This is a genomic window from Neorhizobium galegae bv. orientalis str. HAMBI 540 (assembly GCF_000731315.1).
Lineage (GTDB): Bacteria > Pseudomonadota > Alphaproteobacteria > Rhizobiales > Rhizobiaceae > Neorhizobium > Neorhizobium galegae.
This window is the reverse complement of sequence record NZ_HG938353.1, coordinates 421,011-437,536: the sequence shown is the minus strand read 5'-3', so window position 1 is coordinate 437,536 and position 16,526 is coordinate 421,011. Positions and strand designations below refer to the sequence as shown.

Below are 16,526 nucleotides of genomic sequence, written 5' to 3'. Positions count from 1 at the left end.
ACCTCCAGTGATCGACCCGCCCTTTATAAGGCACGGACCGATGATTGAGATTGAGCTCCCTCAAAGGCGAGCCCTGCCGAAGTCTCGGCGTTGCTGGAGATATGGTAAGCGGATTCTCCTGTTTAAAGTGTTCAGACGGTCAAAATCTGCGAGCGGAAACCTCACAAATTTTCCGCGTGACAATCCACAATCGAGCGAATACAGAAACCCCATGTCTTTCACGTCCGCCTACGCCTCGCGATTTTATAGCTACCGCTTTTCCCAGCGGATGCGGGTCCGTGCGTAGCTGATTTCGACGCAACGACATTCCCTCAAGCCGCTGGTCTACCTGGCGGCTTTTTCAATTCCGCACGGTAGGACCAAACAGGAGCCATACCCGTGCCGAACGCCACTCCCGCCAATACTGTCGACGATCGCCGCATCGTCGAGATCACGCCGCTGACTATCCCCGCCGACATCATCGCCGAAATTCCGCGCAACGACGCGGTCACCGAGACCGTGACTCGCACACGTGACACGGTCCACCGCATACTGCATGGAGAGGACGACCGGCTGATCGTCATCATCGGCCCCTGCTCCATTCATGACCCGATTGCCGCGCGGGACTATGCGGCCCGGCTGGAAGAACAGCGACGACGTTTCGGTGGCGATCTCGAAATCATCATGCGCGTCTATTTCGAAAAGCCGCGCACCACCGTCGGCTGGAAGGGCCTGATGAACGACCCGCATCTCGATGGCAGCTACCGCATCGAAGAGGGATTGAGGATCGCCCGGCAGCTTCTTCTCGACATCAATGCGACGGGCCTTCCGGCCGGCTGCGAATTCCTCGATACGATTACCCCGCAATACATTGCCGACCTCGTCAGCTGGGGCGCGATCGGGGCGCGGACGACCGAAAGCCAGGTACATCGCCAGCTGGCATCCGGCCTCTCCTGCCCGATCGGCTTCAAGAACGGCACCGATGGCGGCGTCGCGGTTGCGCTCGACGCCATACTGGCCGCCTCGCAGACGCACCATTTTCCGGCGGTGACCAAGGACGGCCGGGCCGCGATCGCCACGACGACCGGCAACGAGGATTGTCACGTCATCCTTCGCGGCGGAAGACAGCCGAACTACGAGGCGACCGATGTCGAGGCCGTTTCCGGGGACGCGGAGAAACGCGGTTTGGAGCCGCGCATCCTCATCGATGCCAGCCATGCCAACAGCGGCAAGGATCCGATGAACCAGCCGCTGGTCGTCAAAAACGTCGCGACGCAGATCGCTGCCGGCAACATGGCCATCAAGGGTATGATGATCGAGAGCAATATCGTCGGCGGCCGCCAGGATCTGGTGCCCGGCAGACCTCTCGTTTACGGCCAGAGCATCACCGACGGCTGCATCGATTGGGAGGCATCGGTCCTGGTGCTCGAAGAGCTTGCCCGCTCCGTCCGCGATCGGCGCCAAACTCGGGCCTGAAGCAGAAGGGCTTTGATTACAGAAAAAGGCCGCCCGGTTTCCCGAGCGGCCTTCTTGATCTCGTTGTTCCAGCCCGTGGGGCTTATTCGGAAGCGGCATCAGCCAGGGCCGGCTGCGAGCCGTCGCCCGAGGCTTCGCCTTCGGAACCACCCTCTTCACCGGCGCCTTCGCCACGACGCGGACGACGCGGGCGGCTGCCGGCAGCGCGGCGGCGGCGCGGAGCGGCTTCTGCCTGTGCCTCTTCCTCGACCGCCACTTCGGCAGGCGTGCCTTCGATCACCGGCTGCGGACCGGAACCATCGACGACCGGAGCGACTGGCTGAGGTGCTGCGACCTGGGCCGGAACCGCTGCAACGGCCGGCTGTTCCGGACGATTTTCGCGGCGGGGGCGTTCGCGCTGCTGGTCACGCTGTTCGCGGGGCTCGCGTTGTTCACGGGGTTCCCGCTGCTCGCGCTGTTCCCGGGGCTGTTCCCGGCGGGGCTGCTGTTGCTGGACCTGCGGCTGGGGAGCCTCGTCCATGGACGGCTGCTGCGAGAAACCATTGTCCTCGTTGTCGCCATTGTCCATGTCGTCCTGATCCTGGACGTTGCCGTCCCGATCCTGATACTCACCGCGATTGTCGTGCTGGAACCGATCCTGCATCTGCGCCTGTGCGGCGGCAATGATGCGGTTATAGTGTTCGGCGTGCTGGAGATAGTTCTCCGCAATCACGCGATCGCCTGAACTTTGGGCGTCGCGGCCGAGCTGGCTATATTTTTCGGCGATATGCTGGGCGGTCCCGCGGATCTTCACGTCCGGGCCGGAGCTATCGTAGGTACGGCTGAGAGGATTGCCGCCCTTGCGGTTGAAGTTGTTATTTCCACCACCGCCGCCGCCGCCATTATTGTTATTGTTGTTACTGCCGCGACCTCGACCGCGTTTGTTCTGCTGTCCTGGCCTCATCTATCGTTCACCAATTCTCTGTCTTCGCTGATAAGGGGCCACGCGGTCTGTCGGACAGAGCCGAACAAGACTTCGCGTGCCGCGCACAGGCCGATCAAAGCGTCCTGCCGCTTGTGAAAGTCAAATTAACTGATTCACGCACCGGGAATTGTTCAACCTTCGCAACTCTTCGAAAAGAGAAGGATCAAAGGGTTGCCCTGTAACCCGAACGAATCGCTGTTCATTCCCAGCCGTCCCAGTGCGTATTTGCAAGCTATCCCGCTTCCTCCGGAAATCCAAGCCTTTTCTTTTGCCTGCAAAATCAAGGATGATTCACGGTAAATACGAGAACTCGATCATTGTCGCCGTAGTCGCGTAGCGCCTCCACCAGCGTAAAGCCGGCGACGCGGAAAATCGCGGTCACGGTTTCCTTTTGATCGAACCCGATCTCGACGCCGATAACGCCGTCCTTTTCGAGGAAATCTCCTGCACTCGCTGCAATCGCGCGATAGGCTTCGAGCCCATCCGGACCTCCATCTAGCGCTGTCAACGGATCGAAATCCCGGACTTCCGGGTCCAATGCGGGGATAACATCGCTACGTATATAGGGCGGATTTGACACGATTATGTCGAACCGGCCAGAAATTGCGTCGAACCAATCGCTGCGGATCGCTTGAAATCTCTCGGACATTCCCAGCCGCGCCGCATTCCTCAACGCCGTTTGAAGGGCATCCTCCGAGATATCGCTGCCGATCCCTTGAGCTTGCGGGCTTTCTTTCAGCAGTGCCAAAACGATCGCGCCGGTTCCGGTTCCAAGATCGAGAATACGTGCCGAACCCTTGCCTGCGACAATCTGCCTCAGATAGGCGAGCATCGAATCTACCAGGATTTCGGTGTCCGGGCGCGGCTCCAGCGTTTCCTTCGAAATCAGGAGCTCCATGCCGTGGAATTCACGTATCCCTAATATGCGGTGCACCGGCTCCCGTTTCAAGCGCCGCTCGACCGCTTTCTCGACGAGGGACAATTCCTGGTCCGTCAGGACACGGTCGCCGCCGGTAAAAACTTCCGTCGACGAAAGGCCGAGCAAACCGCCGATCAGCAGCCGCGCCTCGATCACCGCATCCGGCAGGCCCGCTGTCGAAAACCGCGATCTGGCATCCGCGACAGCCGCTCCGAGCGTCGTCATCCGTGTTGCTCGCCGAGTTGCGCGAGTTGGCCGGCCTGATAGTCGGCAATCAGAGCATCGACCACTTCGTCGATATCGCCTTCCATCATCCGGTCGAGTTTGTAGAGCGTCAGGTTGATGCGGTGGTCGGTCACCCGCCCCTGGGGGAAATTGTAGGTACGGATGCGCTCGGAGCGGTCGCCCGAGCCGACCTGGCTCTTGCGGTCGGCGGAACGTTCGCTGTCCGCCTTCTGGCGCTCCATGTCGTAGAGACGGGTGCGCAGCACCTGCATCGCCTTGGCGCGGTTCTGGTGCTGCGACTTTTCCGAACTGGTCACCACGATGCCGCTCGGCATGTGGGTGATCCGCACGGCGGAGTCGGTCGTGTTGACGTGCTGGCCGCCGGCGCCCGACGAACGCATCGTATCGATGCGGATGTCTTCCGGCCGGATCTCGATGTCGATCTCCTCGGCTTCCGGCATCACCGCCACGGTCGCCGCCGAGGTGTGGATGCGGCCGCTCGCTTCGGTGTCGGGCACGCGCTGCACCCGGTGCACGCCGGATTCGAACTTCAGCTTCGAAAAGACGCCGCGTCCGGTGACGGTCGCGATGATTTCCTTATAGCCGCCCGCCTCGCCTTCGCTCGCCGACAGAACCTCGACCTTCCAGCCCTTGGTGGCGGCATAACGCTCGTACATGCGGAACAGATCGCCGGCGAAAAGGGCCGCCTCGTTGCCGCCGGTGCCGGCGCGGATTTCGAGGATGGCACTCCTCTCGTCGGCCGCATCCTTGGGCAGAAGCAGGACCTGCATGTCCTTTTCCAGCCCTTCGAGCCGCTCCTCGGCCTCCGGCAGCTCCATTTCGGCAAGCTCGTGCATCTCGCGGTCGGTGCCCTTGTCGGTCAGCATCGCGCGCAGATCGGCCACTTCGGCGATCGACTTTTCGTATTCGCGGATCTTGCGCACCACCGGCTGCAGTTCGGAATATTCCGACGCCAGCTTCACATAGACGTCGGCAGCCGGGCCTTCCGACATGCGCGCCTCGATCTCGCCGAACCGGCGTTCCAGCTCGCGCATCTTTTCGACAGGAAGCTTCGCCACCCACTAACTCCGTTTATTCTTTTTATCCGCTAGATGGGGATATTGTTGGCCTCGGCGAACCGCAGAAGCAGCGCGCGGATCGGCTCCGGCGACCTTATATCGTCGAGCGCCGCGTTCAATTCAGCGGACAGCTTGTCGATGTCAAGCCCGAGCAGCATCGCCTTGACCGGCCCGATCGAGGTCGGGGACATGGAAACCGAGCGGAAACCGACCCCGAGCAGTGCCATGGCCGAGAGCGGCTTGCCCGCCATCTCGCCGCACAGCGTCACCACCGTCTTGTTGCGTTCGCCGGCCCGGGCGATATCGCGCAGAATGCGCAGGAACGGCTTGCCGAGATTGTCGAAACGGTCGGAAACCCGGGCATTGCCGCGGTCGGCTGCCATGGTGAACTGGAACAGGTCGTTGGAGCCGACCGAGACGAAGTCCACCTCTGCCATCAGTTCGTCGAGCTGCCACATCAGTGCCGGCACTTCGAGCATTGCCCCGAACTGCAGCTTGCGTGGCAGGCTATGGCCGAATTTCGAAAGATGCTGCACTTCCTTCTGCATCAGCTCGCGCACCGCGTGGATTTCCGAAACCTCGGTCACCATTGGCAGCATCATCTTGAGCTCGGCGCCGGCGGAGGCCCTGAGCAGCGCCCGAAGCTGGGTGCGCAAAAGTCCGGGCCGGTCCAGCGACAGGCGGATCGCCCGCCAGCCGAGCGCCGGGTTTTCCTCTTCCTGGGCGCGGAAATAGGAGACGACCTTGTCGCCGCCGATATCGAGGGTCCGGAACGTCACCGGTCGGCCGGCCGCCTGTTTCAGGACGTTGCGGTAAAAACCTTCCTGCTCCTCGAGCTTCGGCATGGTCGAGGCGATCATGAACTGCAGTTCGGTGCGGAAGAGACCGATGCCGTCGGCGCCCGACTCGGCAAGCTGTGGCAGATCCACCAGCAGGCCGGCATTCATCTGCAGGCTGATGCGCTTGCCGTCCTTGGTGACCGGCTCGACATCCCTCAGCGCTCTGAACTGCTCCTGCCGGCGGGCCCGCAGGCGTACCTTTTCCTCGTAGGCCTTCTGCAGGTCGAGAACCGGCCGCAGGTGGATCTGGCCGTCATCGCCGTCGATGATGATCGGATCGCCGTTTTCGGCAAGCGCCACGACACCTGCCGCCTGGCCGACGACCGGAATGCCCATGGCGCGTGCGACGATCACCACATGGCTGGTCACCGCTCCGTCTTCCAGCACGAGGCCGCGCAGGCTGGCGCGGGGATAGTCGAGCAATTCGGCCGCACCCATGGCGCGGGCGAGAATGATTGCGTCCACCGGGAAGCCTTCGTCGAAGGCGCGGCCGGAAAAACCCGTCAGCTGGCGCAGAAGCCGGTTGGCGAGATCGTCGAAATCATGCATCCGCTCGCGCAGATAGGAGTCGGTCAGGCGCATCATCCGCGCCTTGGTATCGCTCTGGACCTTCTCGACCGCCGCTTCCGCCGTAAGCCCGTTGTGGATCGCCTCTTCCATGCGGCGGACCCAGCCCTGGTCGTGGGCAAACATCCGGTAGGTTTCGAGCACCTCGCGATGCTCGCCTTCCTGGGAGACTTCGCGGCGCGACAGCATGTCGTCGATGGAGATGCGCAAGGAGCCGAGCGCTTCCGCCAGCCGCGTGACTTCCTTTTCCGCGTCCTCGTTCAGAAGATTGGTGACGACGATGCGCGGCTCGTGCAGCACCACATGACCCAGGCCAATGCCTTCGTTATAGGCGTCGGCGTCGATCGTGATGGCGCGGGTAAGGTCGAGCTCCAGGCCCGGCCTGGTGATCTTCTTGAGTTCGCCGGTGGCGATCATCTCGGCGATCACCATCGCCGTGGTTTCGAGCGCCTCGACCTCGTCCTCGCGATAGTTGCGGCTCGCCTTGTTCTGGACGACGAGAACGCCAAGCGTGCGGCCGGCCCGGAGGATCGGCACGCCGAGGAAGGAATGGTAGATTTCCTCGCCAGTTTCCGGGAGGTAGCGGAACGCCGGATGCGCCTGCGCGTCGGAAAGATTGAGCGGCTGGGCGGACGCGGCGATCGTGCCGACAAGGCCCTGGCCCATCTTCAGCTGCGACGTGTGGACCGCTTCCTTGTTGAGGCCTTCGGTCGCATAAAGTTCGAGAACGCCGTCGGAGCGGAGCACATAGACCGAGCAGACTTCGGCCACCATGTTGCTGGCGATCTGGCGAACGATCCGGTCAAGGCGCTCCTGTGGCTCGAGCGGCTCCGCCATCAACTCGCGTAGCCGCCTCAACAGAACGCGCGGACCTGCCGACAGGTCTCTCATCGGCATATGCTCTCCCGAAACGAGGTCACCCCAACCGCAAGACGGCGCCCGCAACTGCCGGCGCGTCCAAACGGTTCATTCTCAACTCTTATCGAGACCGTAAGCGGAATGCAAAGTCCGAACAGCGAGTTCCGAATAAGCACCGTCGATCAGGATCGAAATCTTGATTTCCGAGGTGGTGATCGCCTTGATGTTGATGGATTTTTCGGCAAGTGCCTTGAAAGCATGCGCGGCGACGCCCGCATGGCTGCGCATGCCGATGCCGATGACCGACACTTTCGCCAGGCCTGATTCGGTCTGGACGACGTCGAAGCCGATCTTTTCCTTGTTGTCGTCGAGCACCTTCATGGCCTTCTGCACGTCGCCCGAAGGCACCGTGAAGGTCATATCCGTGCGCGAGCCGTCTTCCGACGTGTTCTGGACGATCATGTCGACATTGATATGGGCTTCGGCGAGCGGGCCGAAGATCGCCGCCGATACGCCCGGCCGGTCGGCAAGACGCCGGAGCGAGATCTGCGCTTCATCCTTGGCATAGGCGATGCCGGTGACGACTTCCTGTTCCACGATTTCTTCCTCTGCACAAATCAGCGTTCCGGGCGGATTGTCGAAATCGCCCATCCCCGGAGCATCTGGATCATCGAATGAGGAACGCACGAAGGTACGTACCTTGAATACCATGGCGAGCTCCACCGAGCGCACCTGCAGAACCTTCGAGCCGAGCGATGCCATTTCCAGCATTTCCTCGAAGGAGACCTTCTTCATGCGCCGTGCCTGGGGCACGATGCGCGGGTCGGTCGTGTAGACGCCGTCAACGTCCGTGTAGATGTCGCAGCGGTCGGCCTTGACCGCAGCCGCGATCGCCACCGCCGACGTGTCGGAACCGCCGCGGCCGAGCGTGGCGATCCGGTTGTCGGGGCCGAGCCCCTGGAAACCGGCGACGACGGCCACCTGGCCCTCGCCCATCCGCTTGACGATCTCGGACCCGTCGATCTCCATGATCCGCGCCGCGCCATGGGCGCTGTCGGTGCGGATCGGGATCTGCCAGCCCTGCCAGGACCGGGCGTTGATGCCCATCGACTGCAGGGCGATCGCCAGAATGCCGGACGTCACCTGCTCGCCGGATGCCACGACAGCGTCATATTCGCGCGCGTCGTAAAAAGGCGAGTTGGCGCCGGAAACCTTCGGCATGTCCTGAACCCAGCCGACAAGCTCGTTAGTCTTGCCGGACATGGCGGAGACGACGACCGCGACCTCGTGGCCGGCCTCAACCTCACGTTTCACATGGCGCGCGACGTTGTGAATGCGTTCGAGATTGGCGACCGAAGTGCCGCCGAACTTCATGACGATGCGAGCCATACCGACAAAAACCACTGTTTCGCCAAGAGGCTCGGGAGCCTTGGGCGCCTGCTTTCAAACCGCCCCGAAATCCCGTCGTTTGTGACAGGATCATCGAGTTGCGGGGTCTCTTATCGAAAAGGCTGAAAAGGCGCAATGGTCAGAACAGGGCCGAGCGGTACGCTTCGGCATGAGCTTGGCTTAATGCCGAGCGCAAAAAGGCCACCCGTAGGCGGCCTCTTTGATTTTTTGGGCGGGATCAGCGGTTCGGGTTGCCGGTCATCGTCACGGCCGAACCGCTGAGAGGCCGGTTGCGGTCAATCCCGATCTCTGAAGAAACGGTCGGGATATCTCTGCCAGACTGGCGGACGCGGCGGCTGCGCGTCGCCGGGGCTCCAGCTGCGATCCCGGTCCCAGCGTGGGGCTCCGTCACGATCCCAGCGCGGCGGCGGGGGTGGCGGCGGCGGAAGACGCGATTCGCGCCTCCAGTCATAGCGGTCCCAGCGGTCGCGATCGCGGTAGAAGTCGCGGTTGCGATAGTAGCGGCCCCAATAGTTGCCGACGTCGAACGTGACCATCGGAATGCCGAGGCCCTCGTAATAGTCGGGGGCGACATAGACACGGTTGGAACGATAGGTCGCCTGCACGTAGTTGCCCGACACCCAGCCGCGTCCGCCGACGAAGGCGACGTCGCACCAGTTGACGCTGCTCATGCAGCCGTAGATCGTTACCGCCGCACCGGCCGGAATGACGTCGACGGCCGGATAACCGGTGCTTGGCCCTGACCGCATGTTGACATCGGCGGTGGCAACCCCGCGCACGGCCGCATCCGCAATCGACGGCGCCACGAACATGGCGCAAAGTGCCGCAACGGACATCAGTATTTTCTTCACGGGCTTCCTCCTGAGAAACCAAATGGCGTTCGAACCGGGCTGACATCTGCCGGACGCATTTCGTCGGCAGATCAATGTTCGAGACATCCGCATTGTTCCAGCAAGCCGCTGAATGGCGCATGAATACGTCATTTGGCAGGCGTTAATTTCTGGCCGGCCCGGTTGACTGCCGCTCGGCGATGTAACAGGCGAGCTCCACCCGCCGCGCCGGGTTTGCAAATCCCGTCATGCCGTCCCTCAAAAGATCGAGCGCCACGGCACCGAGTTCGCGCATCGGTACATGCACCGTGGTCAGCGGCGGATTGAGGAAGGCCGCCTGTGGCAGGTCGTCCATGCCCATCACCGAAACGTCGCCCGGCACGGTAAAACCCATCTGCTGCACGCCCATCATCGCGCCGACCGCGAGACTGTCACCCGCAGTCAGCACGGCGGTGAAATCGAGCCCGTTTTTCCGCAGCCGGTCGCTCACCGCCTGGGCGGCAAGCTCGGGCAGCCAGTCATCGACCGGCACGACGAGATCCGGGGGACACGGCAACCCGTGCTGCTGGAAGGCATCCTGCCAGCCTTCGCGGCGCCGGTCGATCGTCCGCCGCCCCGGACGCATCAGGAACAGGATGCGCTTGTGCCCGAGCCGGATCAGATAATCCGTCGCCAGATGCGCCGCCGAGCGATTGCAGGGCGTCACGCTCGACAGCCGCATCATCGGATCGTCGCCGTTGATCAGCACGACCGGCTTGGCGAAACTGCGGGTGGCGTCGAGCATGCCCTCGTCGTCGACGGTCAGGAACAGCAGTCCCGCGACGTCCGGATCGACCCGCGCCTCCTCCAGCACCACCTTTTCCTCGGACTGATCCGCGACGGCGCGGGTGACGATGTCGAGCCCGAGAGCCTGGGCGCGGTCCCGCAACCCTTCCAGCACATAAAGCGTGAACTGGTTGCGCACATAGTCGATCATCGCCGCGCTCGAAGCTGCCAGAATCACCTTCTTGCCGGCGACCGGCGTCGGCATCGCGTAATTGGCGTCCTTCGCCGCTTCCATGATCCGCTGGCGGATATCCGCGCGCACCCCCTTCTCGCCGGCCAGCGCCCGCGAGACGGTGCTGAGCGACACGCCCACTTTTTCCGCAATATCCTCCAGCCGCACCCGTCGGCTTTTTTTGCCGCGCTTGCCCGGCACGATCGTCGTCGCCATCACATCCTCCCATCACAGATGCGCACACTGCAAAAAATTTTCAGATTGCGCAATCAATTTTCAAATGTTTTCATGAAGGCATCGCTCGGGAGAAGCGGAGTGAAATGCTGCGCGGCAAGAGCTGCAGCAAAGGGAGGAATTGAGACATGGGCCTTTCAGCCCGGGACATCCGTGAAAAGCTTGATCGCCTCGTGGCCGGCATAACCGGGCTTCGCGACGACGGTCGTTTCCACGAACCCAATCTCGACGGGACCGCCGGCGACTATATCTCTTTCGAAAGCTGGGAATGGCCGCAGGGCGTCGGTCTCTACGGCCTGATCCGGCTGTGGCTGTTCACCGGCCGCGACGACCTGAAGGCTCTGATCGAGAACTGGTATGCGTCCCGCATCGAAGCGGGTCTTCCGACGCTCAACGTCAACACCACGGCACCGATGCTCGGCCTGTCCGTCCTCTGGCGCGAAACCCGCGACCCGCGCTGGCAGCCGGTTCTCGACACTTGGGCAGACCGCGTCATGAGCGAGATGGGCCGCACCGAGGAAGGCGCCTTCGAACATCACGTCTCCGATAAGGTCAATGACGACGAACTCTGGGACGACACTCTTTATATGGTCGCCTTGTTCCTCGCTTCCTATGGCGAGGCAAGTGGCCGCCGCGAACTGGTCGACGAGGCGTCAAGGCAGTTCCTCGTCCATTCCCGTTACCTCGCCGATACCAAGACCGGCCTCTGGTTCCACGGCTGGACGTTCCAGGGCCGCCATAATTTTGCTGAAGCCCGCTGGGCGCGCGGCAATGCCTGGATCACCGCCGGCATGCTCGACCTGTTCGACCTCGCCGAGGTTTCAAAGCCGGTGAAGGATTTCCTGCTCGGCGTGCTGACGGCGCAGGTCAACGCGCTGCTGCCGCTGCAGGCTGCCTCCGGTGCCTGGCGCACCCTGCTCGACGATCCGTCGTCCTACGAGGAAATTTCGGCGACCGCAGGTTTCGGTTACGGGCTGCTCAAGGGCTACCGCCTTGGCCTCGGCACCCCTGAATGGCGCGTGGCCGGCCTCAAGGCCGTTGAAGCCGTGCTCGCCAATATCGACGAAACCGGCACCGTGCTCAACGTCTCCTATGGGACGCGCATGGGCCATGACCTGCAATTCTATCGGGATATCCCGATCCAGCCGACCGGCTACGGACAGGCGCTTTCGATCCTCTGCCTTTCCGAAGCCATCCGGCATGTGGAACCGGGAGACGAGGCGGCATGACGATGAAGGTTCTCTACGGGGCCGGCCCCAACGACATCAAGACCTACGACACCGCGCGCCTGCGCGCCGAGTTCCTGATGGAAGACCTGTTCCAGGCGAACAAGGTCAGCTTCACCTATACCCATGTCGACCGGCTGATCCTGGGCGGCGCGGTTCCGACATCGTCCACTCTGAGCTTCGGTTCGGGCGAAGAGATCGGCACGCCCTTCCTGCTGTCGGCCCGTGAAATGGGCATCGCCAATCTCGGCGGCACCGGCGTCGTCTCGGTCGACGGCAAGAGTTTCACCCTGGAAAACCGCGACGTGCTTTATGTCGGCCGCGGCGCGCAGGAGATCTCGGTCGCCAGTGCCTCGGCCGACAAACCGGCCCGGTTCTACATGAACTCCGTTCCCGCCGGCGCCGATATCCCGCACCGCCTCATCAAGCGGGCGGAATCGAAGATGCTGACGTTTGGCGATCCCAAACGCGCCAATCTGCGGAACCTCCGCATGTACATCCATCCGGAAGTCACGCCGTCCTGCCTGCTTTTGCTGGGCATTACCGATTTGGCCGAAGGGAGCGTCTGGAACACCATGCCGCCGCATCTGCACGAGCGCCGGATGGAAGCCTATTGCTATTTCGACCTGCCCGAAGAGGAACGGGTCATCCACCTGATGGGCCGCCCGGAAGAGACGCGCCATCTCGTGGTCAAGAACCTCGACGCGGTTCTCTCGCCCGCCTGGTCGATCCATATGGGCGCCGGCACCGGGCCTTATGCCTTCGTCTGGGGCATGACCGGCGAGAACCAGGAATATAACGACGTGGCCCCCGTGGCTCTCAGCGAACTTAGATAAGTGCGGAACCGATGATGAACCCCGAAGCAAACTGGATGCGGAAAACCTTGAAGCCGGGCGAAGCCGTCCGGTACTGGCAGCTCGGCCGCATCACCGAGGAACGGTTCGACGTGCCCGACGCCCCGATGAAGGGCGAGATGGACCCGTTCTTCTTCCTGACCAAGGTCAAGAACTTCATTCCGCACGAATATCCCTGCCGCACCATTTTTGCCGAAACCTATCGCGGCAAACGCCCGGATGTCCGCGGCGCCTTCGATGCCACCCGTTGGTGGCTGCCTTTCGGTTCACCGCGGCTCGATCTCTCCGGCTTCTGGTTCCGCCCGACCCGGCTCGCCAGCTGGACCCGCACCTATATCGACGCGGAAACCGCCGGCACGGCAAAGATCCGCCTCGGCACCTGCGGCGGCGCCGTCATCTGGGTCAACGGCACCGAAGCCGGCTGGATGGCGCCCTATAGCCGCAATCTCGAAGCCAAGCAGGAATTCGAGCTGCCGCTGGTCGCCGGTCTCAACGAGATCACGCTGTTCTTCGACGACCTCGCCGAACGTGACGCCCGTTATTTCTACCAGTTCGACTACATCTCCGGCCCGAGTGCCAGCGTCGCCCTGCCCGTCCCGGTCGCAAGCGCCGTCGCCGCAAGCCTCGAACAGGCCCTCGACACCATGTATTTCGACCGCCAGCATTATTTCGGCGGCGATATCACCCTGCTTCTCTCCGAGCCTCTGCCGGTCGAGGTGAAGGTCAATGTCGCGGTCGAAGGCGACTTCATGTCGCGCGAGCGTTTCGATTTCGACTTCACCCTGCCCGCCGGCGCCACCAGCCTCAATGTCGGTCCGTCGGAAAAGGCGCCCGCCGATTTCCGCCATTTCCGTATCACCCTCAATGCCGATGGCTTCGTCGTCTCCCGTTCGCTCGGCATCGAGATCTGCCATGCCGAAAGCCAGGGGCAGGCTCCTGCATCGCTCAGCGATCGTATCGCCGAGACCCTGACGCAGATTTCGGAGAACTCCGAACGCGATACGGTGCGTGCCTTCGCCCGTCTCGCGAGCGGCCGTTCCGGGCCCGATACGGACGCGATGATCGAGGAGATCCTACCCTCGATCGAAGACTGCCACGACTGCGCAGACTTCTCTCTGGTGCCGCTCATCTGGTCGCGCACCGTCTGGGGCAAGGACATCAAGGAAAAGACCCGCGCGCGCATCGACGGCGCCATCCTCAACTACCGTTACTGGATGGATGAGCCGGGCAACGACGTGCAGTGGTATTTCTCCGAAAACCACGCGCTCCTCTTCCACACTTCAGCCTATCTCGGCGGCAGTCTCCTCCCAGACGCCACCTTCGCCCGCTCCGGCCGCAAAGGTTCGGAGCAGGCGAAGGTCGGTGCCGCCCGTGTCCGCGCCTGGCTCGACCATTTCGAACATTGGGAAATGGCCGAATTCAACTCGGCCCCCTACTTCCCGATCGACCTCAAGGGCCTGACCGCGCTGGCCGCCTTGTCGCCCGACAAGGATATCGCCGACCGCGCCAAGGCCGGCATCGTGCGGCTCTGCGAAATCATCGCCCGCTCCGCTCATCACGGCATGGTCACCGCGGCGCAAGGCCGCTCCTACGAGCACACGCTCTGCGCCGGCCGCTCGCTGGAACTCTCCGGCGTCGCCCGTCTGCTCTGGGGCAAGGGCTGGTACGGCCGCCGCGTCCACTGCCTGCCGCAGATGGCCGTTTGCCTGCGCGACCACGGTCTCGAAATCCCCGCCGAATTTGCCGCGATCGCCGATCACCGCGGCAGCCAGCACCAGGAATGGCGTTTCGCCCAGGGCGAAAACTCGTTTGCGGCGCTCTATCACTACAAGGGCGAGCATTTCGCCATGGGTTCGACAGTGCATTACCGCTGGGACGAATGGGGTTACCAGGAAACCATCCTGCACCTGCGTCTCGGCGACAAGCCGGAAGCTGCGATCTGGATCAACCATCCGGGCGAAACCATCCAGTTCGGCTACGGTCGCCCGTCCTATTGGGGCGGCTGCGGCACCATTCCCCGTGCCCAGCAATATCGCGGCCTGGCGATCCTCGAATTCACCACCTACGAGGAACAGCCCGATTTCACCCACGCCTGGTTCCCGAAGGCGGAGTTCGACGAAACCAGCATTTCCGGCGGCATGGCACTGGCCCGCTCCGGCAAGGGCGCCGTTTTGCTGATCAGCCCGTCGAAGTTGGAGGCCGTGACCGAAGGGCCGTCGGCCGGCGCGGAACTGCGCCAGTACGGCCAGAAGACCCGCTGGATCGTCCGCGTCTGCGAGGCGAACAATCTCACCGCCGTCGAATACCGCTTCAGCGCGCTCGCCGCGCGGCAGGCGTCCGACGGCACCGTCGTTGTCGAGGACCCGGAATATGGTACCGTCCGCTTCAGGAAGGACGGCTCCGTGGAGGCCGAAGGCCGCGTGATCGCGCGGGCGGATTACACCGTAAAGGGCGAAGCGACGATGCTGAGCCCCGCATGATATAAAAAGGATTTTCAGGTTAAGGCGCACAGATGTGCGCCTTAAGGAAACCGGACGGGAGGAGGCCCCGTCCATTCAGAGGAGGAAATGAGCATGAAAACCAAATCGCTTCTGGCGGGCGCAGCGCTCGCCCTTCTCATGTCGACGGCAGCACATGCCGGCGACGTGCGGATCATGTGGTATTCGGACGGCGTCGAAGGCGACGTCATGAAGGACCTCGTCGGCCGTTTCATGAAGGAAAACCCAGGCATCAACGTCATCCTCGACAACGTTGCCTACAGCGTCATCAAGGATCAACTGCCGGTGCAGCTCGAAGCCGGCAACGGCCCGGATATCGCCCGCGTCACGGCGATCAAGGACCTTTCCAAGCATTGGCTCGACCTGCGCCCGCTGGTCAAGGACGCCAAGTACTGGGACGATAATTTCGGCGCCCAGGCCGACTGGATGCGTCCGGACGGTTCCAAGCAGATCTCCGGCTTCATGACGCAGATCACCCTGACCGGCGGTTTTGCCAACAAGACCCTGTTCGATCAGGCCGGCGTTCCGATGCCGGGCCCGAAGGCCACCTGGGAAGAATGGGCCGCAGCGTCCAAGAAGGTCAAGGATAGCCAGAAGCTTCCGTTCGCCATGGCGATCGACCGCTCCGGCCACCGCCTCACCGCTCCGCTGCTGTCCTACGGCGCCAACTATGTCGGCCCGGACGGCAAGCCGGCCCCGCTCGACAAGGGCGCCAAGGATTTCCTGACCAAATTCGTCGGTTGGGTCGGCGAAGGCTCCTTTGCCAAGGACGTCTGGGTCTCCGCTGGCGGCTCGACCTACCGCGCCGCGGCCGAAGACTTCATCAACGGCCAGCTCGCCTTCTATTATTCCGGTTCCTGGCAGGTGGCCAACCTCGCCACCAAGATCGGCAACAGCTTCGACTGGGTCGCCACCGGCAGCCCCTGCGGCCCGGCAGCCTGCACCGGCATGCCCGGCGGCGCGGCACTCGTCGCTGTGAAATACACGAAGAACCCGAAGGACGTCGCAGCCGTCATGGACTGGTTCGCCCAGGAGAAGATCGTCAAGGAATTCTCCGAGCGCACCCTGTTCCTGCCCGGTCACAAGGGCGTCGTCGACAAGGGTGGCCTCGACTTCAAGACCGACAACGCCTTCGCCAAGGCTGCCCTGACCAAATATGTCGAGGCATCCAAGACCACGTCCGACACCGCCCTGAAGCTGCCCGGCTGGCGCTGGTCCGACACGGTCTATGCCGCGATCGTCACCCGCGTCGGTCAGACCCTTGCCGGCGAACTGAAGCTCGACGACGCCTTTACGCGCATCGACGCCGATATCGCCCAGAAGGTCAAGGACAGCGGCCTTTGATGCCCAATTGGCGAAATTGCTCCGCCCGTCGGGCGGGACATTCTTCTCTCCCCGCACCGGGGAGAGAAATTCGGCATGAGGATACGAGGCGGCGCGGCAAACTCCCTCTGATCTCCCCCCTTGAGGGGGAGATGTCATCGAAGGTGACAGAGGGGGGTGGCAGCGGTGCAGCGGGTGCGAGGATCTATGAGGTGCCTATGCGACACCCCCCTCTGCCCTGCCGGGCA

11 protein-coding genes and 1 pseudogene are annotated in these 16,526 nt (G+C 62.8%); 5 read left to right on the top strand and 7 right to left on the bottom strand.

Going from position 1 to position 16,526, the window contains the following annotated elements:
* Window positions 1–378: 378 nt before the first annotated feature.
* Window positions 379–1,455, top strand: coding sequence for a 3-deoxy-7-phosphoheptulonate synthase (locus tag RG540_RS02080; protein ID WP_038584097.1), 1,077 nt, complete (start codon window positions 379–381; stop codon window positions 1,453–1,455).
* Window positions 1,456–1,537: 82 nt separating this feature from the next.
* Here RG540_RS02080 and RG540_RS02075 read toward each other — a convergent pair whose 3' ends face one another.
* The 7 genes and pseudogenes from RG540_RS02075 to RG540_RS02045 form a co-directional block, all read right to left on the bottom strand.
* Window positions 1,538–2,398, bottom strand: coding sequence for a DUF4167 domain-containing protein (locus tag RG540_RS02075; protein ID WP_038584096.1), 861 nt, complete (start codon window positions 2,396–2,398; stop codon window positions 1,538–1,540).
* A 301-nt stretch (window positions 2,399–2,699) separates the two neighbouring features.
* Window positions 2,700–3,563 (bottom strand): peptide chain release factor N(5)-glutamine methyltransferase, encoded by an 864-nt coding sequence (gene prmC, locus RG540_RS02070; protein WP_038584095.1) that lies wholly within the window; start codon window positions 3,561–3,563, stop codon window positions 2,700–2,702.
* The gene (gene prfA / locus RG540_RS02065) at window positions 3,560–4,642 is read right to left on the bottom strand and encodes a peptide chain release factor 1 (RefSeq protein WP_038584094.1); all 1,083 of its coding nucleotides are present in this window, start codon (window positions 4,640–4,642) and stop codon (window positions 3,560–3,562) included. Before prfA ends, prmC begins: the two co-directional genes overlap by 4 nt.
* Before the next feature lie 29 nt (window positions 4,643–4,671).
* Window positions 4,672–6,939, bottom strand: a complete 2,268-nt coding sequence (gene ptsP / locus RG540_RS02060; protein WP_038592877.1) for a phosphoenolpyruvate--protein phosphotransferase — start codon at window positions 6,937–6,939, stop codon at window positions 4,672–4,674.
* 81 nt (window positions 6,940–7,020) lie between these two features.
* A complete protein-coding gene (locus RG540_RS02055) occupies window positions 7,021–8,295 on the bottom strand; it encodes an aspartate kinase (protein ID WP_038540258.1) in 1,275 nt (424 codons plus the stop codon).
* Window positions 8,296–8,636: 341 nt separating this feature from the next.
* Window positions 8,637–9,128: pseudogene (locus RG540_RS02050) on the bottom strand (SH3 domain-containing protein); the annotation flags it as partial.
* Window positions 9,129–9,309: 181 nt separating this feature from the next.
* The gene (locus tag RG540_RS02045) at window positions 9,310–10,359 is read right to left on the bottom strand and encodes a LacI family DNA-binding transcriptional regulator (RefSeq protein WP_038584092.1); all 1,050 of its coding nucleotides are present in this window, start codon (window positions 10,357–10,359) and stop codon (window positions 9,310–9,312) included.
* Window positions 10,360–10,505: 146 nt separating this feature from the next.
* Here RG540_RS02045 and bglB point away from each other — a divergent pair, with 146 nt between their 5' ends.
* From bglB to RG540_RS02025, 4 genes are all read left to right on the top strand, one after another.
* Entirely contained in the window at window positions 10,506–11,606 is a 1,101-nt protein-coding gene (bglB, locus tag RG540_RS02040) for a beta-galactosidase BglB (protein WP_038584090.1), read from the top strand.
* Window positions 11,603–12,439, top strand: a complete 837-nt coding sequence (gene kduI, locus RG540_RS02035; protein WP_080719115.1) for a 5-dehydro-4-deoxy-D-glucuronate isomerase — start codon at window positions 11,603–11,605, stop codon at window positions 12,437–12,439. Before bglB ends, kduI begins: the two co-directional genes overlap by 4 nt.
* A gap of 11 nt (window positions 12,440–12,450) precedes the next feature.
* On the top strand, window positions 12,451–14,937 hold the full coding sequence (locus RG540_RS02030) for a hypothetical protein (RefSeq protein WP_038584088.1): 2,487 nt from the start codon (window positions 12,451–12,453) through the stop codon (window positions 14,935–14,937).
* A gap of 93 nt (window positions 14,938–15,030) precedes the next feature.
* Complete coding sequence (locus RG540_RS02025; RefSeq protein WP_038584086.1) at window positions 15,031–16,299, top strand: ABC transporter substrate-binding protein; 1,269 nt, start codon at window positions 15,031–15,033, stop codon at window positions 16,297–16,299.
* Window positions 16,300–16,526: the final 227 nt, after the last annotated feature.